This is a genomic window from Fumia xinanensis (assembly GCF_014384905.1).
In the GTDB taxonomy this organism is placed as follows: Bacteria; Bacillota; Clostridia; order Oscillospirales; family Ruminococcaceae; genus Fumia; species Fumia xinanensis.
In genome coordinates, this window is sequence record NZ_JACRSV010000001.1 from 462,252 (window position 1) to 482,157 (window position 19,906).

Annotated in this window: 32 protein-coding genes; 30 read left to right on the forward strand and 2 right to left on the reverse strand. The window is 42.8% G+C overall.

Annotated features, from left to right (window positions below; genetic code table 11):
* The first annotated feature begins 15 nt into the window (after nt 1–15).
* Nucleotides 16–240, forward strand: a complete 225-nt coding sequence (locus H8710_RS02150) for a hypothetical protein (RefSeq protein WP_249293758.1) — start codon at nt 16–18, stop codon at nt 238–240.
* 1 nt (nt 241) lies between these two features.
* Here H8710_RS02150 and H8710_RS02155 read toward each other — a convergent pair whose 3' ends face one another.
* Nucleotides 242–643 (reverse strand): hypothetical protein, encoded by a 402-nt coding sequence (locus H8710_RS02155; protein WP_249293759.1) that lies wholly within the window; start codon nt 641–643, stop codon nt 242–244.
* Nucleotides 644–734: 91 nt separating this feature from the next.
* On the opposite strand from H8710_RS02155, the gene H8710_RS02160 reads away from it, so the two are divergent.
* From H8710_RS02160 to H8710_RS02175, 3 genes are all read left to right on the forward strand, one after another.
* On the forward strand, nt 735–950 hold the full coding sequence (locus H8710_RS02160; protein ID WP_249293760.1) for a helix-turn-helix transcriptional regulator: 216 nt from the start codon (nt 735–737) through the stop codon (nt 948–950).
* A gap of 104 nt (nt 951–1,054) precedes the next feature.
* Nucleotides 1,055–1,201, forward strand: coding sequence for a ribbon-helix-helix protein, CopG family (locus H8710_RS02165; RefSeq protein ID WP_249293761.1), 147 nt, complete (start codon nt 1,055–1,057; stop codon nt 1,199–1,201).
* Nucleotides 1,202–1,479: 278 nt separating this feature from the next.
* Nucleotides 1,480–1,641, forward strand: a complete 162-nt coding sequence (locus tag H8710_RS02175; RefSeq protein WP_249293763.1) for a hypothetical protein — start codon at nt 1,480–1,482, stop codon at nt 1,639–1,641.
* Nucleotides 1,642–1,784: 143 nt separating this feature from the next.
* Here H8710_RS02175 and H8710_RS02180 read toward each other — a convergent pair whose 3' ends face one another.
* On the reverse strand, nt 1,785–2,216 hold the full coding sequence (locus H8710_RS02180; RefSeq protein WP_249293764.1) for a DUF6173 family protein: 432 nt from the start codon (nt 2,214–2,216) through the stop codon (nt 1,785–1,787).
* A gap of 91 nt (nt 2,217–2,307) precedes the next feature.
* Between H8710_RS02180 and H8710_RS02185 the strand changes: the two genes are divergently transcribed.
* From H8710_RS02185 to H8710_RS02310, 26 genes are all read left to right on the forward strand, one after another.
* Nucleotides 2,308–2,535 carry a hypothetical protein gene (locus H8710_RS02185; protein WP_249293765.1) on the forward strand — a complete coding sequence of 76 codons (228 nt, stop codon included), beginning with the start codon at nt 2,308–2,310 and terminating at the stop codon, nt 2,533–2,535.
* Nucleotides 2,516–3,187 carry a bactofilin family protein gene (locus tag H8710_RS02190; RefSeq protein WP_249293766.1) on the forward strand — a complete coding sequence of 224 codons (672 nt, stop codon included), beginning with the start codon at nt 2,516–2,518 and terminating at the stop codon, nt 3,185–3,187. Before H8710_RS02185 ends, H8710_RS02190 begins: the two co-directional genes overlap by 20 nt.
* An 89-nt stretch (nt 3,188–3,276) precedes the next feature.
* On the forward strand, nt 3,277–3,810 hold the full coding sequence (locus H8710_RS02195) for a host-nuclease inhibitor Gam family protein (protein WP_249293767.1): 534 nt from the start codon (nt 3,277–3,279) through the stop codon (nt 3,808–3,810).
* Between the two features lie 11 nt (nt 3,811–3,821).
* Nucleotides 3,822–4,469, forward strand: a complete 648-nt coding sequence (locus tag H8710_RS02200; protein WP_249293768.1) for an AAA family ATPase — start codon at nt 3,822–3,824, stop codon at nt 4,467–4,469.
* Between the two features lie 24 nt (nt 4,470–4,493).
* On the forward strand, nt 4,494–5,111 hold the full coding sequence (locus H8710_RS02205; protein WP_249293769.1) for a hypothetical protein: 618 nt from the start codon (nt 4,494–4,496) through the stop codon (nt 5,109–5,111).
* Nucleotides 5,112–5,162: 51 nt separating this feature from the next.
* Nucleotides 5,163–5,660 carry an ERCC4 domain-containing protein gene (locus H8710_RS02210; protein ID WP_249293770.1) on the forward strand — a complete coding sequence of 166 codons (498 nt, stop codon included), beginning with the start codon at nt 5,163–5,165 and terminating at the stop codon, nt 5,658–5,660.
* Nucleotides 5,608–6,165 (forward strand): CHC2 zinc finger domain-containing protein, encoded by a 558-nt coding sequence (locus H8710_RS02215; RefSeq protein WP_249293771.1) that lies wholly within the window; start codon nt 5,608–5,610, stop codon nt 6,163–6,165. The genes H8710_RS02210 and H8710_RS02215 overlap by 53 nt, the downstream gene beginning before the upstream one ends.
* Before the next feature lie 97 nt (nt 6,166–6,262).
* Nucleotides 6,263–8,008: a DUF927 domain-containing protein gene (locus H8710_RS02220; RefSeq protein WP_249293772.1), complete on the forward strand. Its 1,746-nt coding sequence runs from the start codon at nt 6,263–6,265 to the stop codon at nt 8,006–8,008.
* Nucleotides 8,009–8,309: 301 nt separating this feature from the next.
* Complete coding sequence (locus tag H8710_RS02225) at nt 8,310–8,720, forward strand: hypothetical protein (protein WP_249293773.1); 411 nt, start codon at nt 8,310–8,312, stop codon at nt 8,718–8,720.
* A gap of 432 nt (nt 8,721–9,152) precedes the next feature.
* Nucleotides 9,153–9,452, forward strand: coding sequence for a hypothetical protein (locus H8710_RS02230; protein WP_249293774.1), 300 nt, complete (start codon nt 9,153–9,155; stop codon nt 9,450–9,452).
* Between the two features lie 180 nt (nt 9,453–9,632).
* Complete coding sequence (locus H8710_RS02235; RefSeq protein ID WP_249293775.1) at nt 9,633–10,142, forward strand: J domain-containing protein; 510 nt, start codon at nt 9,633–9,635, stop codon at nt 10,140–10,142.
* Between the two features lie 61 nt (nt 10,143–10,203).
* Nucleotides 10,204–10,422 carry a DUF551 domain-containing protein gene (locus H8710_RS02240; protein ID WP_249293776.1) on the forward strand — a complete coding sequence of 73 codons (219 nt, stop codon included), beginning with the start codon at nt 10,204–10,206 and terminating at the stop codon, nt 10,420–10,422.
* On the forward strand, nt 10,422–10,703 hold the full coding sequence (locus H8710_RS02245) for a hypothetical protein (RefSeq protein WP_249293777.1): 282 nt from the start codon (nt 10,422–10,424) through the stop codon (nt 10,701–10,703). Before H8710_RS02240 ends, H8710_RS02245 begins: the two co-directional genes overlap by 1 nt.
* Nucleotides 10,696–11,127, forward strand: a complete 432-nt coding sequence (locus H8710_RS02250; protein WP_249293778.1) for a hypothetical protein — start codon at nt 10,696–10,698, stop codon at nt 11,125–11,127. The genes H8710_RS02245 and H8710_RS02250 overlap by 8 nt, the downstream gene beginning before the upstream one ends.
* Before the next feature lie 162 nt (nt 11,128–11,289).
* Complete coding sequence (locus tag H8710_RS02255; protein ID WP_249293779.1) at nt 11,290–11,472, forward strand: hypothetical protein; 183 nt, start codon at nt 11,290–11,292, stop codon at nt 11,470–11,472.
* A gap of 13 nt (nt 11,473–11,485) precedes the next feature.
* Nucleotides 11,486–11,752 (forward strand): hypothetical protein, encoded by a 267-nt coding sequence (locus H8710_RS02260; protein WP_249293780.1) that lies wholly within the window; start codon nt 11,486–11,488, stop codon nt 11,750–11,752.
* A 183-nt stretch (nt 11,753–11,935) separates the two neighbouring features.
* Nucleotides 11,936–12,253: a hypothetical protein gene (locus H8710_RS02265; protein WP_249293781.1), complete on the forward strand. Its 318-nt coding sequence runs from the start codon at nt 11,936–11,938 to the stop codon at nt 12,251–12,253.
* Between the two features lies 1 nt (nt 12,254).
* On the forward strand, nt 12,255–12,857 hold the full coding sequence (locus H8710_RS02270; RefSeq protein ID WP_249293782.1) for a dUTP diphosphatase: 603 nt from the start codon (nt 12,255–12,257) through the stop codon (nt 12,855–12,857).
* A gap of 15 nt (nt 12,858–12,872) precedes the next feature.
* Nucleotides 12,873–13,151 carry a hypothetical protein gene (locus tag H8710_RS02275; protein WP_249293783.1) on the forward strand — a complete coding sequence of 93 codons (279 nt, stop codon included), beginning with the start codon at nt 12,873–12,875 and terminating at the stop codon, nt 13,149–13,151.
* Nucleotides 13,152–13,315: 164 nt separating this feature from the next.
* On the forward strand, nt 13,316–13,738 hold the full coding sequence (locus H8710_RS02280) for a DUF1492 domain-containing protein (protein ID WP_249293784.1): 423 nt from the start codon (nt 13,316–13,318) through the stop codon (nt 13,736–13,738).
* 145 nt (nt 13,739–13,883) lie between these two features.
* Nucleotides 13,884–14,180: a hypothetical protein gene (locus H8710_RS02285; protein WP_249293785.1), complete on the forward strand. Its 297-nt coding sequence runs from the start codon at nt 13,884–13,886 to the stop codon at nt 14,178–14,180.
* A 32-nt stretch (nt 14,181–14,212) separates the two neighbouring features.
* Nucleotides 14,213–14,653 carry a terminase small subunit gene (locus H8710_RS02290; RefSeq protein ID WP_249293786.1) on the forward strand — a complete coding sequence of 147 codons (441 nt, stop codon included), beginning with the start codon at nt 14,213–14,215 and terminating at the stop codon, nt 14,651–14,653.
* Nucleotides 14,622–15,893: a PBSX family phage terminase large subunit gene (locus H8710_RS02295; RefSeq protein WP_249293787.1), complete on the forward strand. Its 1,272-nt coding sequence runs from the start codon at nt 14,622–14,624 to the stop codon at nt 15,891–15,893. Before H8710_RS02290 ends, H8710_RS02295 begins: the two co-directional genes overlap by 32 nt.
* Nucleotides 15,894–15,908: 15 nt before the next feature.
* Complete coding sequence (locus H8710_RS02300) at nt 15,909–17,312, forward strand: phage portal protein (RefSeq protein ID WP_249293788.1); 1,404 nt, start codon at nt 15,909–15,911, stop codon at nt 17,310–17,312.
* Nucleotides 17,287–18,729, forward strand: a complete 1,443-nt coding sequence (locus H8710_RS02305; protein WP_249293789.1) for a minor capsid protein — start codon at nt 17,287–17,289, stop codon at nt 18,727–18,729. Before H8710_RS02300 ends, H8710_RS02305 begins: the two co-directional genes overlap by 26 nt.
* 516 nt (nt 18,730–19,245) lie before the next feature.
* Complete coding sequence (locus H8710_RS02310; protein ID WP_249293790.1) at nt 19,246–19,902, forward strand: capsid assembly scaffolding protein Gp46 family protein; 657 nt, start codon at nt 19,246–19,248, stop codon at nt 19,900–19,902.
* Nucleotides 19,903–19,906 lie beyond the last annotated feature (4 nt).

Sequence of the window (19,906 nt, forward strand, 5' to 3'; positions counted from 1 at the left end):
GAAGGAGGCATGCAGATGACAGAGAAAGAATTTTATGCGCAGATGCTTCTAGTAAAACCCCAAAAAATCAGATGGTGGGAAAGAAAGTCTTTCCAAAAGCTGTGCAGTTGGCTAGAAAATTTGATGGACATTTTGAAATTCATGGTCTTCCTGGTGTTGCCAGTTGGGTTGGTTTACGGTGCGCTTTGCGGGATTACGACATATTTCATACTGGTGTATGGTTTTGGCTGGGCGCCGTGAGTTATTTACCTTTGTAAGATGAGAGATCCATCCGAAAGGAATTCAGAAGTTTATGGTAGGTATCCTTAAATTCTTGGGAAACAGGTTCTTTCGGAGAAGCGTCTCTCAGAAGGAGTGAAATGATAGAGATGTAGCTGTAGGTCTCTTCGCCGGCAACCAGGTAAACTTTTTGAGTTGAAACTAGCAGATTGGCATAAAGTTCTGCGTTGTCTGTAGCTTTTAAATATTCTCCGCAAGCTGTTGAGAACTCCTGATAGGCTTGAAGTCGCTTTTCATAGAGAAGTTTTTCATACTCGTTTTTTCGTGTTGACTTTGCGGTCAGAAATGCAAATAAAGCACCGACAGCGACACCGGCAATACCAGAAACGGCAGTAATTAAGGCAACAGCAATTGTTTCAGTCACAGAATACCACTCCTTTTCTGGACAGTATACCACAAATTGACAGAAAAAGGTATATTCACTCACAAAATACATTTTCGTAGGAGGTGACACCATGCGACCAATGAACCGGTTGAGATCAAAGCTTTTTGAGGCAGAGATTACCCAAGCAGATTTGGGAAAAATACTCGGCCACTCTGGGCAGTACATAAGCGACCGTATGCAGGAAGTTTACGCTTTCAACATCTGGGAAGTGTACGAGCTGTGCAGGATACTTGATATTCCAATTGAAGATATTCCAATCTATTTTCCAGATAAGAAAAAGAATTAACTCCACCCACAAAAAAACAAAAGAAAGGAGCCCCATTGTGTGCATCGTAAGCGAATTTTTAAAGTGGCTAAACGACCAACTGGAAAAAGGGAAGGAGAAAAATCATGAGCAAAATGGAACGGGAGCAAACGACAATCCGCCTCGATCCTGAATTAATGGACAAGCTCAGGCACGAGGCGGATAAGAGAGAAATGAGTTTTAATGCTTTAGTAATTAAAATATTCAGACAATGGCTTAGTCATCAAAAGTGATAGTACCATGTTGGCGCTCGTAGTTTTCGACGTGTTCTTTAATAAGTGTTTCGGCCTCTCGATTTGCTGACCTTGCATTTGATTCAGCTACATAACGGAATTTTTTTAAAAGCAATGGGTCAATACGAATAGTAAACTGAGGTAAATTTGAAGGCATTTTAATCGCTCCTTTGTGTTGTCATGTTGGCACCACTATAATATCACAAAAAAAAATAAAGAAAACGTATTGACAACAAAGTGACAACACCTTATAATGTGATATAGGAGGTGACAACAAAATGAGAGCACCTAGAAAGAGGACGGGTCTCAGAATACCGATGGACTTAAACACTGCTCTTATATTGGAGGCAGAAAAAAGGGAAATGTCCAAAAACGCTTTAATGGTAAAAATCCTACGGAACTGGTTAAAAGCAAAGAAAGGAGGAAAAGAGGATGAATGAAACAAACATTAATCTGTGGGAACAGGTAGGAAATGGATGCTTGGAAAAGGCAGAGGGACTGCTTAAAAGCGAAAACATCCCCACTGCTGGAACAGTAGAGATGATATATCGCTTGGTATCGACAGCAATTGCAATAGACACTCTTAATCTTCATTGGACGTCGCGAAACCAATCCTTCTAGCAGGTTTATTAGGGTCTTCTTTGGGAATAGCTTGCAACATAAAATTCAATTGATTGACATGCTGAATAAGTTGAGATGACCTTCCGTTAACTGTGCCATAGAATAACATAAGGTTTGGATTTACGTAACCTATGTCAGACACTAGCATCAAAATAGATTGTCCAAAACTCGCCAGCTGGATAGCAATTTCATGTTCATCATCAAGACTGTTCTGGAACGATTCTATTTCTTCTTTGATACATTCATACTGATAGTCTGCATATTGGTATTCCTTAAATGAAGTTAAAAATTTTGAAGGTAGCGTAATTCCGTCTGGTGGAACAGATAATGGGTCTTTTTGAAAATAGTCAGTTTTTTGTTGAAGGCTATTTACTGTGTCAAATATAGATTCCATATTTACACCTCCTTTCCCCCATAACCGTACCACAAAACGACAGGAAAGGATATATTCAAAAATTAAATACAAAATGATAGGAAGTGAAACGATGAAGCACTCTAAAGACCGCCTGAGCCCGCGAGAATGGGCCGCAAGCGCGTTTATCGTACTGGCTTTTGTAGGTTTCTCCATTTTCGATGCGGACAAGCCATTGCAGCTCATAGCCGCTCTGACGATAGTAGTCGGGATGCTGGCGATAGGGGCCTTGATACTGAATTGGACTGAAATCAAAGAATATATGAAAGGCGGGGATACATATGGGACAGAAAAAATATGAACTTATATCGGAGACAAAATATTTTTTAGGAAAAACGCTGTACCGTATCAAGGCCCTTATTTCATTTGGCGATGTAAAGATTGGAGATATAGGCGGGTTTGTAGAGAGCGATAAAAACTTATCGCACGATGGCAATGCACGGGTCTGCGGCGATGCACGGGTCTATGGAAATGCACAGGTCTATGGCGATGCACGGGTCTATGGCGATGCACGGGTCTATGGAAATGCACAGGTCTATGGCAATGCACGGGTCTGCGGCGATGCACGGGTCTATGGAAATGCACGGGTCTATGGAAATGCACAGGTCTATGGCGATGCACGGGTCTATGGCGATGCACGGGTCTGGGGCAATGCACAGGTCTGGGGCGATGCATGGGTCTGCGGAGATGCACGGGTCTGGGGCGATGCATGGGTCGCTACAAAATCAAGTGTCTTTTGGATCAGCTGTATCGGATCTCGTAATGGTACCACCACATTTTTTAAGTCAAAGAACAAAGAGATTAAGGTAGCTTGCGGATGCTTTTATGGAACCTTAGATGAGTTTTCTCAAAAAGTTAATCAAACTCATGGGGATAGTTTCTATGGTAAATGCTATCAGGCAACCATTGAGTTGGCAAAAATTAGGTTAGGTGAATCAGATGATGCAAAATAAAACAAACGCGCCCAGTCGAGCGGGAACTCGGACTAGGCGCAAAAGACATTATAACACCAGTATTTTAACAGAAAGCGAGGAAAAAGTCAATGACTGACTATATGGAAAGGCTGTATATCGAAGACGAAGAGGAAAATCAAGACGAATTTGTTATTGATAGTGCTAATAAGGCTGATTGGGCATTGGAAAAAATTAAAGAAGAACGTGCGAGGCGCGATCTATTTATTCAAGCCGCAGAGCAAAGAATAGAATCCTTAAAAGCAAAAATCGACGAGGCAAAAAGCAAATGTGACAGCAAAACATCTTTTTTGCTTATTAAGCTAAATGATTATCTGGATACAGCCCCAGCAAAGATTACTAAAACCCAGATGTCTTTGGAACTTCCAAACGGGAAACTAATTAGGAAGCTTCCAAAGATAGATTATCAAAAAAATGAATCTGAGTTGCTAAAATACGTTGTAAATCTAGCCCCAGAATATTTAAAGATAGAGCAAAAAGTTAATTGGGCAGAAATGAAGAAGGATTTACAAGTTGTAGATGGAATGGTTATGAGAAAATCAACGGGCGAGATCATTGATTGTATCAGTACCATAGCAAAGCCGGCTACTTTTGACGTAGATTAGGAGAATGCTCTATGAGTAGAATGATTTGTGTCATGGGAGAATCCGGTTCTGGTAAGACCACTTCTATGAGAACGTTAAATCCTGATAGTACATACTACATTGATTGCGACAAAAAAGGACTTGCTTGGAAGGGATGGAGAAGTCAGTACAACTCAGAAAAGAAGAATTTTTTCTCCGGTCGGGATCTACCGAAAATCAGCCAAATCCTATTAGGTGTAAGTGAGAAACGGACAGATATCAGCACTATTGTGATTGATACACTAAATACCTGTATGGTAGACAAAGAAATCAAAGCTATGAACGATAAAGATGGCTTTGGAAAGTGGATTGACCTGACACAGTACGTCTGGAATATTTGTGAAACTGCGGCAACTCTACGGGAGGATATTACCGTCATTGTGGCGATGCACAGCGAGACGATTCGGGACGATTTGGGCTATACTTTCACCCGCATCAAAACCAACGGACGCAAACTGGAGAAAGTTGTGCTGGAGTCTCTTTTTGGCACTGTTTTACTGGCTAAACGGACCGAAGACGGACGCTATGTATTTGAAACTCAGGCCAAAAACAGCACTGCCAAAAGCCCTATGGGCGCATTTGAAACATTTGAAATTGACAACGATATGGGCAAAGTTTTGGAAGCTCTGTCTGAATTTTAGAAATTTGAAAGTGAGGAAAAATAAATGATTAACAAACCAAATAACTGGGACAAGGTACAGGCCGCACAGGAACGAGTAAAACTTCCCGCCGGGGGATATGTAGTCAAAATTATGGGGGCAAAAGTTGCTCAATACAGCAACAACGATGGACAGGCCTTTGAAAAACTGGAAATGGCGCTGGACATTATTGAAGGCGAATATAAGGACTTTTATGAAAAAGATTTCAAAATGCAAAACACCGAAGACAAAAAGTGGAAAGGTGTTCTGAAACAATACATATTTAAAGACGATGGTACCGAAAAAGACGAGTGGACGAAATCGCAGTTCAAAGCTATGACAGATGCCATTGAGGACAGCAATAACGGGTATCACTGGGATTGGGACGAGTCAAAACTCAAGGGAAAAATCGTCGGATGTTTGTTCCGTTTGGAAGAATGGTCGGTTAACGGAAAAAAAGGATGGAAAGCCCAGCCTTTCAAATTCATCCCGGTGGATGATGTAAGAAATGAGAACTTTAAAGTTCCGAAATTTAAGCCCCACAGAGATTATCCAAACGACACACCAGACGATGAGGTAAAAACGCAGGGACAGTCAGTGCAGTTTGAACCGATTGAGGAAGACGACGGAGACCTCCCGTTCTAGCGCGGCGGTGACAATATGCACCCAATTGAAGTAGAAGAATCCCTGAACAGCATGGTGATACTTTGCGACACTAGAGAACAACCTACACGCGCTTATAAGCGCCGTTTAGAGGCCATGGGCCGCCCATATGAGCGGGTGGCGTTGATATCTGGAGATTATAGCGCACGGGTCACTCTCCCCGATGGGACACCGTACAGTTTCGCAGACAAGGTTGCTATTGAGCGCAAAATGTCCGCTAACGAGATCAGCAGCAACTTTACCCGTGGCCGCGACCAGTTCAAACGAGAGTTTGACCGGTTCACCGGCGCGGGCGGGAAACTGTACCTTTTGATCGAGCGCACGGATTGGGGGAGTATCTTGCGGCATCAATATAATACGCAGTTTGCCCCCAAATCGTTTATTGCGTCGCTGATGGCATGGCAAGCAAGGTATAACACACAAATCCTGTTTTGCCAGCCGGAAGACACGGGACATTTAATCGAGCGGATCCTGTATTATGAGATCAAAGAACGGCTGGAAAGGGGCGACGCAGATGACCATTGCGGATGAAATCAAGCAATCCATTAAGATGGACGACCTGTTTAGGGCCTATGGGCTGGAACCAAATAGAGCCGGATTTGTCATCTGCCCTTTTCATTCTGAAAAGACTGCCAGCTTGAAAGCCTATGCCGATAATACCAGATTCAAATGCTTTGGCTGTGGGGCGCAGGGGGATGTAATCAGCTTTGTGATGCTGATGCACAATATCACTTATTCACAGGCAATCCTGAGGATTAAAGACGATTTTTTCCTGCGTCCATATGAACCTGATACTCCTGGATTGAGAGAGTATAAGCAAATATCAGCTGAAAAACTTCGGAACGAAAAAAAAAAGGCAGAAGTGGAAAATGAATTAGCAGAGCTATGTGAACTTCACCGCCAACTGTGGAAAATCTATCTGCACCGCCGCCCAAAAACCATGGATGAACCACCGGACAAATACTTTATTCTCGCCCTTCAAAATCTGGACTGGTTGGAATATGAAATCATGTGCCGGATGAGCAAAATGAGGTGATAACATCGAACAGATACCAGAATTTACAAGGGACGATTTTCTAAGCACAACAACACCTTATGAGTTCGTTTACAAATACAAAAACGATTCTTTCACTATGGAACGGATACTAATTAAAATTTCTGAACAAGCCAATGCTCTTAAAATCAGGAATTTTAAAAAACTCTTTGCAGAATATGTAAAAGCCCAGCAAAAAGCAGCTGGAATCGTCGTCGCAGATAGTGTGACCCAATTTGAGGGACAGGAATTAGAGCTAAACTGCGGACAATGGCAGGCAGACGATAGCGGGATCACTGGCATCGGCTCCTACGGTGCAGAGGTAGAAGCTTGCAACCACCCTTTATTGCCGGTTCTCCGTCTCGTCAATATCGATACCGGTGTTGAAAAGCTGAAACTTGCCTATCGAAAAGGTAAGCAATGGAGATATACCATTGCCGAAAAGAAAACCCTTGCCAGTAACAACAGCATTTTGGAACTAGCCAATGTGGGAATTGCTGTGAACAGCGAGAATTCCAGAAATATGGTCAAATACCTCCATGATGTGGAATCCTTGAATTACGATCTGATACCAGAAAAAAACAGCGTAGCAAGATTGGGATGGATAGGAGACAATGGATTTTCACCTTATGTGGAAAATCTGGTATTTGATGGGGAAGCCAATTTCAAAGGTTTTTTTGAAAGCGTGTCCAACTGCGGAAGCTATGATAAATGGCTGGCTCACGTCCGGCACATCCGACAGGGGGGCATTCCAATAAGGATGATTCTTGCCAGCGCCTTTGCTAGTGTGTTGGTGCCTATCACCGAATCCCTTTCGTTTTTCGTCCACCTTTGGGGGAGCGAAAGCGGAACCGGTAAAACGGTGGCATTGATGTTTGCAGCCAGCGTATGGGCTGATCCAGAGGCGGGAAAATACATCCACACTTTTAACGGAACTGCTGTAAGCTTGGAACTATCAGCCGGATTTGTAAACAATCTTCCCTTAATTTTAGATGAGTTTCAGATGCTTAAAAACAAAAAAGATTTTGAATCGGTGGTATACATGCTTGCGGAAGGAATTGGGCGTGGACGCGGTGCAAAGTCTGGAGGACTGCAAAAAGCACAAACATGGCGCAACTGCATCCTCACAAGTGGAGAAATGCCTATCACGAACTTTATGACCGGCGCCGGAGCATTCAACAGAATTATCGAAATTGAGTGTACCGAAAAGCTCTTTGAAAATCCCTTGGAAACCCTTGCAATTATTCGAAACAATTATGGATTTGCCGGAAAATTCTTTATAGAACGGATCCAGGAAGATGGAAACTTTGAAAGGGCAAAAGACCTATATTTACAGTTTTATAAACAGATTACCCAGTCCGATGCCACCGAAAAACAGGCAATGGCCGGTGCTGTACTTCTGACCGCCGATGCCTTGGCGACTGAATGGATATTTCAGGACGGGAAAGCACTCACAATAGAGGATATTAGCGACTATTTGCAGACCAAAACAGAAGTTGATATCAATGAACGCGCCTATAACTACATATGCGAGACAGTGGCAGCCAATAGCAATCGATTCAATCCAGCTAATGAAAACGGGGAGATTTGGGGGAAAGTCGTAGATGACCAAGCCTATATTATCCGTTCTGTGTTTGAACGAATCTGTTCAGACGGCGGATACAGCAGCCGGGCCGTTCTCAGCTGGCTAATGCGAAAAAATCTGGTGGAGACTTCTAAGCAGAGCGGAAGCGGAAAAATTGTGCCTTCTAAAGTCGTAAAAATCGGCGGAAGCAGTATACGATGCGTAATTATGCAGCTAAAACCGATAGAAGATGAAGACGACTGGGACGATATGATTTTATAGGTTACACGGAATACACAAAAATTTTCAGTTGTGTAACCGCGTAAAGCCCGATGGTTGCTGGGTTTGTTGGCAAAGGTTACACAGTTACACAAAAAATCGATACACACACCACTATATATAAAGAACATATATATTAGTTAATAAAATATGAACATAATAGTGCACCTTACGCGTAAGAGAAAAAAACAGTGTAACTTGTGTAATTGTGTAACCAGTACCGATAAACCCGCATGGTTGACGCTTTTATATGGTTACACAAAAATTTTCAGTTGTGTAACCTGTGTTACCTTGAGGAAAAAATATGACATTTGAAGAAATTGAAAAACTGGTCATTCAGAAACAGGATATGCCTAAACACTCTTCATTGGAAGAACTCTTTTGCTTCAATATGCTTTATCAACTTTACCGGGACTTCTATGGAAAAAGACTAAGTCGGGAAGAAGCAAAAGCAAAGAAAAGAGAAATTCAAGGCGCTTTCGACCAGGCAGTTTACAATCATGCTCTCTATTGTGCTGCATACGCCCAGTATCAGGAATCAATCCGTCAGGCGGGTCATTTAAGGGCTGAAATCTTAAAGGGCTTAGAGAGTGGTGCACAAGCGGACAAGTTACTGCTATTAGCCATGGAGTGTATCGGACGGATGACCGGAGAAATGAGAACTTATGAGATTGTGAGGGATAAACTTGCCCCAGATGCGAAAATGCAAGAATAGTAAATGCGGCCAGTATTTTGAGTACAATCCGGCAAGGAAACAAATATATTGCTGCTCAAAATGCAGGCAGGAAGCAAATCATCGAAAGCGAAATCGGAAAAGGGAATATCGCAAGCGGGAGCCAGCACCGGGCCCCAATCGCCCCTACACCGCAGACACCGTCTATCTCATCCACAAATGGTATCGGGAGGGGATGGATAGCAAAGAGATTGGCGATTTGCTGATGAGGAGCGTGGAAAATGTCCAAGCGGCGTTAGAAAAGCCGCTGACACGTGGGCAGGAGAAAACCATAAGCGAAATATCTTTTGCCCATAAAAACGTCTCACAGAGACACACAGAGCGAAGATTGACGAAACCAGAGGCAAGCTTTTAAACGCGCGCGGCCTTTGCTGGAATGAAATTAATCCCCGCTTTTGGGGAGGGAGGAACAATATGATAAAAATCTATGGATACAGCGACGACCTTGTTGAAATTGAAAACAGCACCTATAAAGAGGATGAAATAGGGTGCTATGACAAAGATGTGCGAATCAGATTTGTAGATGGGACAATTATTAGAGTAGGCTACGGCAAATCTGAATTGGCCGTGTGGTACATAGTTGTCGAAGAACAGGGAACAGCAAAGCAAACGCTTACTATTTGCGATAATGAAGAAGCAGAAATCTACAGTGATATTTTTGCAATTGATTCAGAAGTCAAAGGCCACAGTCTCATAAAGCACAAAGGAGCGTGACAGCAATGCATGAACCATATGATAGATTTGCAATTAATCGGAGCAAAAACCAATTTGTCTTTATTCCTTCTGTAGGAATTGTATATTATAATTATTATTTCAGGTTTTTAGTTGCTTTTATGTGGCTTAATATTCAGTTCAGAATTGGATTCTTTCGTAAATAAAAGGAGCGTGACAACAATGGCTAAGCAATATGCCGAACCGGCCGCGTATGAAGCTAAACTAGAAAAGGTAATGGGGCGGCTGGGAATCGAGAACTATGACTACAATTGGGACAGGTTTTCATGCTGGGTGGAATTTACATACAAGGGACAACACTACCGTTTTTCTCACAGCGTCGAGAATGCTCAGATTCACGGCGTAAATATCAAATATGGCTCTGATGTATTCGCCCAAGTAGTCCTTTCGTTAGAGGATTTGGCCCGGATGGTAGAGCGAGGAATCTATGATCTGTCAACGTGGGTTGCGGGGATGAAATACTTACCCCCTAAGTCGGATATACCGGATTGTTTCAAAGTGCTACAATTCCGCGAAATCCCCCGCAACATGCAGGAAGTGGAACGGCAGTTTAAGCAGCTCGCCAAAGCCGCCCACCCGGATACCGGAGGGAACGCGGAGCAATTTTGTCTCTTACAGGAGGCACGGGAACAAGCATTACAATATTTTGATGGGAGTTGTAGCAATGCCTAAACCAAATTGTGACAAATGCGTACATAAAGCGGTGTGCGATAATTATACCAAAGAATTATCAATGGTAATGAATCTTAAAAATATCCGGGCCGAGAAATGTCCGTATTTTAAGGAATCCGGGTGGATAAGTGTTAAGGATAGGCTGCCAGAAAATGATGAACCGGTAGTATATTGGAGCACAAAGCTTGAAGATTTGGGAATTACTTGCAAGCCTGATTTCTACATAGACGGAGTAACCCACTGGATGCCGTTACCGGAACCGCCGAAGGAGGATAAATAATGGCTGAATTGAAAGACCTTGTAAACGAGCTAATGTCTCTGAACAATGAGAATCTATCCAAACGGGTAATCAACGACAACGATGTGCAATGGTGCTTGTCTGAACTGTATGATATGCTAGCCATCGACGTGGTTGAGGTTGTGAGGTGTGGAGAGTGTAAATTTTATTCACCGGTAGAAGGTGACATAGGGGACTGCGAACGAGAAGATATCCTTTATCTTAATGTTAACAAATCTGATTTTTGTAGCTACGGCGTAAGAAAGAAGGACAAGCATGTATGAAAAATTGGTTGAACAGCTTGGAAGTTACTCAAAAAGATATAGAAGCGGCGAAACACTCGGAAGGGCTATTCAGTATACCGAAGATTTACTGGACGAAGCATCCGCAGCTATTGAGACCCTTGAAACGCTACTACAAAATTATGAGAGTGCTATTGATACTAAAAAGAGACTTGCTGCTAAAATCGAACAACTGCAATCAGAGCTGGAACAGGTAAAGCGTGAACGGAATGAGGCAATATCATGCCTTAGATATTATGGCGAGTGCTACGGATGCCTATATGCTGTTGACAATAATCCATGTTTATGCAGAGAATGTAACCTAGATGAAAGTAGCTGCGAATCATGTTTGTGGTCGGAAGACCCCTGTGAAACCTGCCTTTATGGTGAAAATTGGGAATGGAAAGGGACAAAGGGGAAAAAATGAGCTATAAATCCTGCTATGACTGTCTGCGTCTGTATTACTGTAAATATGCCGAAATGAAAGTCAGCGTTGGAACAAAAGTCAAGGATACACTGCACTCATGCAGTGGATTTCGTAGCATTAAAACTACATATTTGCCGGAACTTGATAAAGGGGACGATGAAAATGAATAGTGCTTTAATTATAGGTATTTGTATTTGGATTATCGGGATATCAATACAGATATTCGCTTCTGGATATAGCTTCAATATGCCAGAAAACAAAAGAAATAAGCGAGATGCAATATCAATTACAGGCGAAATCATTACAGGTTTTGGCTTTGTGTGGATGGGATTATTTCTTAGATAGGGGGAAAATAACGATGGCTAAATACATAGAGCAGGATGCAATATATCGAAAACTTGAAGAAAGATACAAATATTCGTCGGGAGAAGCCCATCAGGCATATAGCCAAGCGATAGATGATTTATTAAGTATCCCTGTTATTGATATGGTTGAGGTTGTGAGGTGCGAGAAATGCAAATACCATATATACGATAGCGAATACGATAGACACCGGTGCAATAGATTGTTGAGCACTTTCAAAATCGAAAATGATGATTTTTGCAGCTACGGGGAGAGAAAGTAGTCCGAATATGAATAAAAAACAATTAGATGTCTGCGTTAAAGCCCTAAAATACTTAACTTCTGACATTGACGATCAAATTCATACTAGGCCCTATCCATGCACAGATAAAGAATGCTTTGACCGTGGGAACTTTCACGTATCTTGTGTTGAGTGTAAGAATTATACAAAGGAGGACAATCCGTAATGAGCAAATTGGATTATATAGAATTCTACGGCGGGTCGGAAGGAACTCAATTTGTAGTGCATGCTAATAAGTACACCAAAGAAGAAGTCATTGACTTGTTTGTATCTGAGTATGATTACCTATTTGACGCCAATGGGAAAAATTCATTGAGAAAGCCCACAATCAATGACATCTATGATGCAAGATGTCGATTCTATATTCGTGCTCCTGATAGTTGTATAGAATTTGAAGGAGAACCATGTTATTCATTTTGTGGGAACGAAAGAGGGAGCTTTCCGGTATACGTGATTGATTTAGCGAGTTTGGAGGGTTATTAATATGAGACTGATTGATGCAGATGAAGCAATATATATAGCAACAAACCATCTTATAAATCCATACGAAATTATATCTTTCAGGGCTGTAATTGATAAAACGCCCACAATTGGAATAGAAAACCTTAACCGATGCTATGATAATGATTTTAACAGTAGTAAAACTCAAATTGTGAAAATTAAGCTTGATACACATGCAATAAAGCCTACAAGGGCATATATTACAGATGCAGGTCTTGATCTATATTCACCTGTCAGACGGTGGGTTTTTGCTGGAGACAGTGCGTTATTTGATACCGGAGTACATATAGAGTTACCGTACATATACATTAATGGAGTTCAATACCCCACAACCGGATTTGTGAAATCAAAAAGCGGGCTTAATGTTAATCACGACTTAGTAACTGAAGGTGTTATTGACTTAGGATACACAGGGTCTATTAAGGTAAAACTACACAATCTAGGAAAAACAGATTACCTTGTCAACCAAGGGGATAAAATAGCCCAACTTGTTATTCTTCCAGTGTTGACACCGGATATAAGGCTTGTAAATTCGTTACCTGAAACCGCTCGTGGCGATAAAGGGTTTGGAAGCTCTGGGCGGTAAAGGGGGATTTTACCATTGAGTACAATAATTTTTTCTGATGATATGACGCAGCCATACAGTGAATTCATTACTGACGCTCTTCACAAGTTCGCAGAATACAAAGTTAAGAAAATAGCAATTGTCGGATTTTTAGACAACGACCAAACTTATTGTGGATATTACAAGATGAATACATATGATAAGGTGATGGCTTCTGAGCATATTAAGAGCGATGCTACAATGGAAATAATAACGGCAAACATAGATACGATAAGAGAGGCACTAAAAAATTTGGAGGGACAAGATTATGATTAATTGTTACCGCACACTAATGGTGCATAGGAGGGCATATCACGTTGGAGATCAGGTGCGGATTAATCGGGACTACATAGGGACTATCGTTTGCATCAAGCATAATCGCGTGGTGACGGAGAACAAAGTAATCTATTTCAGCGAGTTATGGGATATGGAGGCGTGGGATGACAAAGAAAGAATACCTGTTGCAGTACAAGGATGCACAAAGAGAAGTCGATAGGCTCATTAATGAGCGCGCCAGATGGATTGCCAGGGCAACTAAGGTCACGCCTACATATACGGGGATGCCACACGGTGGTAGCGGCGAGGACAGGATGCAGGATGCTGTGGAGAGGCTTTCGGAGGTGGAGGACGAGCTCAACGACAAAATTGACAGGCTGGTGGATCTGCGGAGAGAAGTTGACACGGCAATTAGTACTATTGGGGATACAAGGCTGGAAACAGTCCTCCGATATCGGTATATTAATGATTTCACATTACGACAGATTGCTCGTAAAATGTCATATGATTATTATTATGTCTGCCATCTCCATGGAGAAGCTTTGGAAAAGATGACAATAAATCGCAACTTTTTTATGCTAAAATAGTATTATCAAAAGTATGAGGAGCGTCCTTTAGTCGGGGACGCCCCTCTTTTTTGATGGGCGGATTGGACATCACATATCAGCAGATAAGCGGGCGGGGGCTTGTGATGCAGCAACGAGAGGATGCAGCAATGAGAGGATGGGGCTAATGGAGATTCCAGAGAAGATAAAGATTGGCGGTAAAATTTATAACGTAGAAATCACTGATAGGCTCGATATGGGCAGTGTAAATTATAGTGGGGAAATCTGTTATAGGGATTTAGTAATTAGAATTTGTCCATGTGCAAAAGGGAACATGGAAGCCTGTCTTGTCCACGAATTAATGCATGGAATATTTGCGCATCTTGGATATACGGAACACGATGAAAAGCAGATTGACGAATTGGCAAACGCCTTGTATATGGTAATCCAAGATAATCCAGAAATGTTTGCACCAAAACAATAAAAACAGAAAGTTTAAAAAGAGAGGTGGGTGGTATGGCGCTTACTGAAAAACAGCAAAGATTTTGTGATGAATATTTGATTGATTGTAACGCTACGCAGGCAGCTATTAGAGCAGGATATTCCGAAAAACATGCGCACACCAATGCTAATAAATTACTACAAAATACTACAGTCAAAGCATACATCGACGAGCAACTGGAAAAAATACGCAGCCAAAAAACAGCCGAAGCCCAAGAAGTCATGGAATATCTCACAGCCGTTATGCGCGGCGAATCAGAATCTGAAATTGTCGTGGTAGAAGGATGTGGGGATGGCTGCTCTGAGGCCCGCAGGATAAAGAAAGCACCGGACGAAAAAGACCGCTTAAAAGCCGCCGAACTACTTGGTAAAAGATACGGACTATTCACCGGAACAGACAAGCAAAACCCGGAAGGAGTGAGGATTGTCTTTGATATTCCAAAACCAGGACGTTAATTTGTCCCAAATCATAGCCCCCCACTTCTATGGCCCTGCATGGCATATAAACGATCATGCTTATACCCATTATTGGTTTGATGGTGGGCGAGGTTCCACAAAATCCTCTTTTATCAGCTTGGAAATTATTCTTTTGATTGTCCAGCACCCTGATGTGAATGCCCTCATTCTTCGCAAGGTAGGGGAGACGCTGCGGGATAGTGTTTTCGCTCAATTGCTTTGGGCAATCGACATTTTATTTCTCGCGGACTGTTTCAAGCACACGACGTCCCCAATGGAAATAACCTATCTGCCAACTGGGCAAAAAATTTTCTTTCGTGGTGCAGATAAACCGCAAAAAATCAAATCGGTTAAGCCCCAAAAGGGATATATAGGTGTCGTTTGGTATGAGGAATTAGATCAGTTTACCGGTATGGAAGAGATTAGAAACATCAACCAGTCCACTATGCGTGGCGGCAACATGTTCTGGATGTTTTATAGTTATAACCCGCCGAAAAGCCGTGATAGTTGGGTAAACGTCGAAATGATGGATGAGCGGCCAGACCGATTTACTCATCATAGCACTTATTTAGACGTTCCAAGAGAATGGCTCGGAGATCAGTTCATTTATGAGGCTGAACTTTTGAAAAGCAGAAAACCGGAAGCATACGAACACGAATATATGGGAGTGGCAACCGGGACCGGAGGCGCTGTATTTGATAATCTTCAGGAGAGGGAGATTACCGATACAGAAATCGCCGCTTTTGACCGCTTGTATTATGGGGTTGACTTTGGATTTGCTATTGACCCCTTTGTATGGCTTAAAATGCACTATAACAAAAATCACCAGACCCTCTATCTTTTGGATGAAATCTATCAGCCGAAACTGAGCAATAGGAGAGCAGCAGACATGATGAGGGAGCGGGGGACAGGAAGAATACTCGCAGACTGCGCGGAGCCGAAAAGCATTGCAGAGATTTCCTCGTTGGGGATACGAATCGACCCAGCGAAGAAAGGACCAGACAGCGTAGAGTATGGGATTAAATGGATGCAAAGCCTTGATGCAATCGTAATTGACAAATCTCGAACCCCAAACGCCTACAAAGAGTTCAGTTTATACGAGTATGAGCAAAATAAAGATGGGGAGTTTATCTCCGCTTTTCCAGATAAAAACAATCACGCCATTGATGCTTGCCGATATGCACTTTCAGAAGTGATGAAATACAATACCGGATGGGGCTTTGGAAAAATTAAGATTTAGGGGGGGGGGATTCCTATGCTTCAAATGACTGCCGAGCAGTTTAATTTGATTAACCGAGATAATATAGGACAATTGCTACAGAAAATTCGTCCAATATTAGACCACCGTAGACGCATGTATGAAAGATATTCCAGAAAGATTTCCCAAATTGATACAATGGGAGGGGGATATGATGAAAACGGAAAACGCCATGCAATTGTGGCGTTTGAGTTCTATGTTGTTAACATGGTACAGGGGTATCTGGGCGGAAAAGCTCCGGCCTACAGCGTGCAAAAAGGAGATAAAGAGGAATCGTATGTTAAAGATTATACCGACGCTATCGAAAAAATTAGGCGGTATAACGACGATGCAGCCACTTACATAGAGCTAATCCATGACTACCTCATTACTTCGGCGGCTCATCTTTATATCTACGAAAACGAAGACAACGAAATCGTATATACCCGCTTTGATTCCAGGCAAACAGTGGGAATTTTTGATTATGCCACTCCGCCGAATCAAATAGGGTGTGTCCGAACATGGGAACAGGCTGATGTCAAAGGACAGCAGGAAACCGTTGTTGAAGTCATCTCAGATGGGTACAGGAGAAAATTTATCGGTAAGGATTTTGTTTTTTCTATTGTAGAAGAGCCAGAGATGTTATCGTGGGGGGACGTGCCATGTGTCACTTTTGAGCACCCAGATGGCATAACCGTATTCGAACCAGCTATTTCTCCAATCGACACCTACGAGCAGCTAATCAACAATGTCCGCAACATGACACAGTATAATGACGATGCGAAATTGCTAGTTTATGGATATAATCCGGCCAACCAAATAGGAACACCGGAACGAGATAAAGAAGATGCGGAATGGCTTAGAGCAAATGTTCTCTTCATTGGAGAAGGTGGAAAAATTGAATGGCTGTTGAAAAGCATTGATTACTCTGGAACTCTGAGCCTCCAAAAATCCCTGCATGATTTGATAACGATGCTTACAGGCGTTCCCAATATGACCGATGAGGCATTTTCAAGCGCGGACAATGCAAGCGCTTTGGGATACAAGCTATATGCCCTTGATCAGTATTGCGCTACCAGTGACCGGGTATTCCGCAAAGGATATCTTCGCCTGTGGGAGATCATCACGAACCGGTTAAATCTGAAAGGCGCAGACTTTGATTTCAGAGACATTAACATCGTAATGCAGCGGAATATTCCCACCGATAAGGATAAATCCATTTCAAGAGCCGCTACCATGAAGTCGAGCGGCCTTTTCTCCGATCTAACCTGCATCAATGAATCACAGGTTGAGGTTGACGCACAAGAGGAGCTTGAGCGGCGGGACCAGGAAACAGAAAAAGACTACGAAACCATGATGAAACGAAATCAGCAGAACCCGCAGGAGGAACCGGACGATGACGGACAGGAAGCAAATCCGTAGGTACTGGGAATTTGCCAATCAAAAGCAAGATGACCTATACAAAATCCTTAACGAGACTTTTTCTGAGCTGTCCGACGATATTCAAGCCATTATCGACCGCTTTATGCGGATAGAGCTGACCGGCAACCTGTCAAAGCGTGAGACGGAAACCCTCCACCGTAAAATCAAGCAATGGCGGGATGCCGGTTACAGCGACTCCTATCAGCTAAAACTATATATGCGCGATTTGGAAAACCGCAGTAGAATCAAGGGCCACGAGGCTCTTTTTTTGTACCTATTTGCGGCGTTTGCTGGCCGATACCGCGGGCTGATAAATGCGCAGCTTCCAATTCTTCAAGCTATCTCAAAAAATACCTTTGAGCGGGAGAGTGGAAGAAAGGGCGGGGTATCGGATAAAGACTTGCAATCTCTTCTTCAGAATTTACCGGACGGTACTGCATATGAGGACCAAATGTTTGGATATGCCCAATACGGTGCGAAACGCACCGCAGACACAGTGAGGAACGCCAAGCAGCGTGAAGCGCCCCTGGAAGCGGACAGCCCGGAAATGCAAAAGATCCTTAATACAGAGAAAAACAGGCTTCTAAAACCGTCTCAGCGCAGCACAGGACAGACGCAGGACTATCATGGATACCTAGACCTCGTAATGACCGCTGTTGTAGGATACAGCGCTATGAGAGCTTTCCAGGAGTCCGGTGCAAAGGAATACATCTTCATTGCTACTATCGACGGGCGCACCACAGAAGCCTGCCAGCATCTCCACCAGAAACGGTTTAAAGTGTCGGAAATGAAACTGGGTGTCAATGCCCCCCCAATCACTGTAGATTGGAGAGGGCAACCTATTCCACATCCGTGCAGGAGCATTATACGAGCCATATCAGATTTGAAACCGAACCCAAAAGATGATACAATTGCTTTTGAGGAAAATAGCAATATTTTTGATGCTGAGAAAGATATTGCAGATAAGAAAGTTGAGCATGGAATAGCCTTTGATTCTGACGGGAAAATACTGTTTCGGAAGAAAGGAGATTCCAACCACATCGCTTTAACCAATGACGAAAAAAGCATGTTAAAAGGCTCCATATTTTCACATAATCACCCAGGAAATGGTCCTCTTTCACCGTCGGATTTATTTAATCTCTGGGCTTTCGATATGAAAGAAGTCAGGGCGGTAACAAAACACGGGGTATTTTCAGTCAAACAGCCCAAACAGTGGAAGGTGACGCCAAGTTCGAAAGAAGCAATGAAACGAGAATATCAATCCATGATTCCGAAATATTACGGCCCAATCTCCCGAAGGATGTCTGCTGGGGCGCTGGATCCAGAACAGGCAGATTATCTGTTGCAGCGATTGATTATGCGCCGCATGTCAAGGCGTTACGGATTTACCATAAATTTAATTAGGTGGGATGAATGACGATGAAAAATAAGTATCTGGAAGAATACGATAAAGAAATGGAACAGAGCCCTATGTTTGACGGGGACCCATACGAATATATGATATTCAGTTCCAATTGTATCAATTGCAAATATTGGGAAATGCATTCGGACGACTTGTACCAATGTAAAGCTTTTCCAGATGGAATCCCACCTGAAATTTGGACGGGTAAAGTTTCGCACGATAATCCGTACGAAGGAGACCACGGAATACAATTTGAACCAAAGGAGGAATAAGCTATGTATGTAGATCCGTTTTGGGCGGGTGTTATCTGCACGATATTTGCGGAGGTTATCGCTATCATTATCGGTACGGCTGTATCGGTTGGGAAAAGCAAGAATAATCGAAAATAGTACTTCTAAAAATTACATATTTTGACGTCAAGAACGTTGGTTGTCCTTCGGGGTGGCTGGCGTTCTTTTCGTATATATTTATTTGCCGGAGGGCGTGAACTCAAATATATGCCGGCGGGCGTGAACGCAAGGAGGTTACACAATGCTGAAAGACGAAATGAGACAGATTTTGATGCGGCGTTATTCGGATGGAGGCGCACAAGCAACGGAAGAGGCCTCAAAAGCTGGAGAGTCCAAAACGGAATCCGGCAATGAGAATGCAGCTTCGCAGGAAGAGACGGCCAAAAAGACGGAAAAGACTTACACACGGGATGAGGTCAATAAAATCGTCAATGCCGAACGGATAAAGGCGGCTAACGATGCTGTGTCAGCCATGAAAAATCAGGAGACCGAAGCAGCAAAGCTCGCTAAAATGTCCACTGAAGACCGCCTGAACTATGAAAAGGAACAGGCTATTAAGCAGGCACAGGACGCACAAGCAGAGCTTAACGCCTACAAACTCAAAGACGAAGCAGTCAAGCTTGCAGGGAAGGAAAATCTTCCTGTAGAGCTGCTTGACCTGCTGGATTTTAAGGCAATGAGCGCCGAAACCGTCAGCGATCAAATCAAATCTATGTCTAAACTGTTCCAAGTATCGGTACAGCAGGAAGTCAACAGCAGACTTAAACAAGCATCTCCTGAAACCCATGTGCAGGGCAACACAAGAACCGATTATTCGGAGCTGCTCAGACAGGCTCAGGAGAACAACGACATGACGGCGATTGCGTACTATACGCGATTGGCCAACAGCCAAAAATAACAAG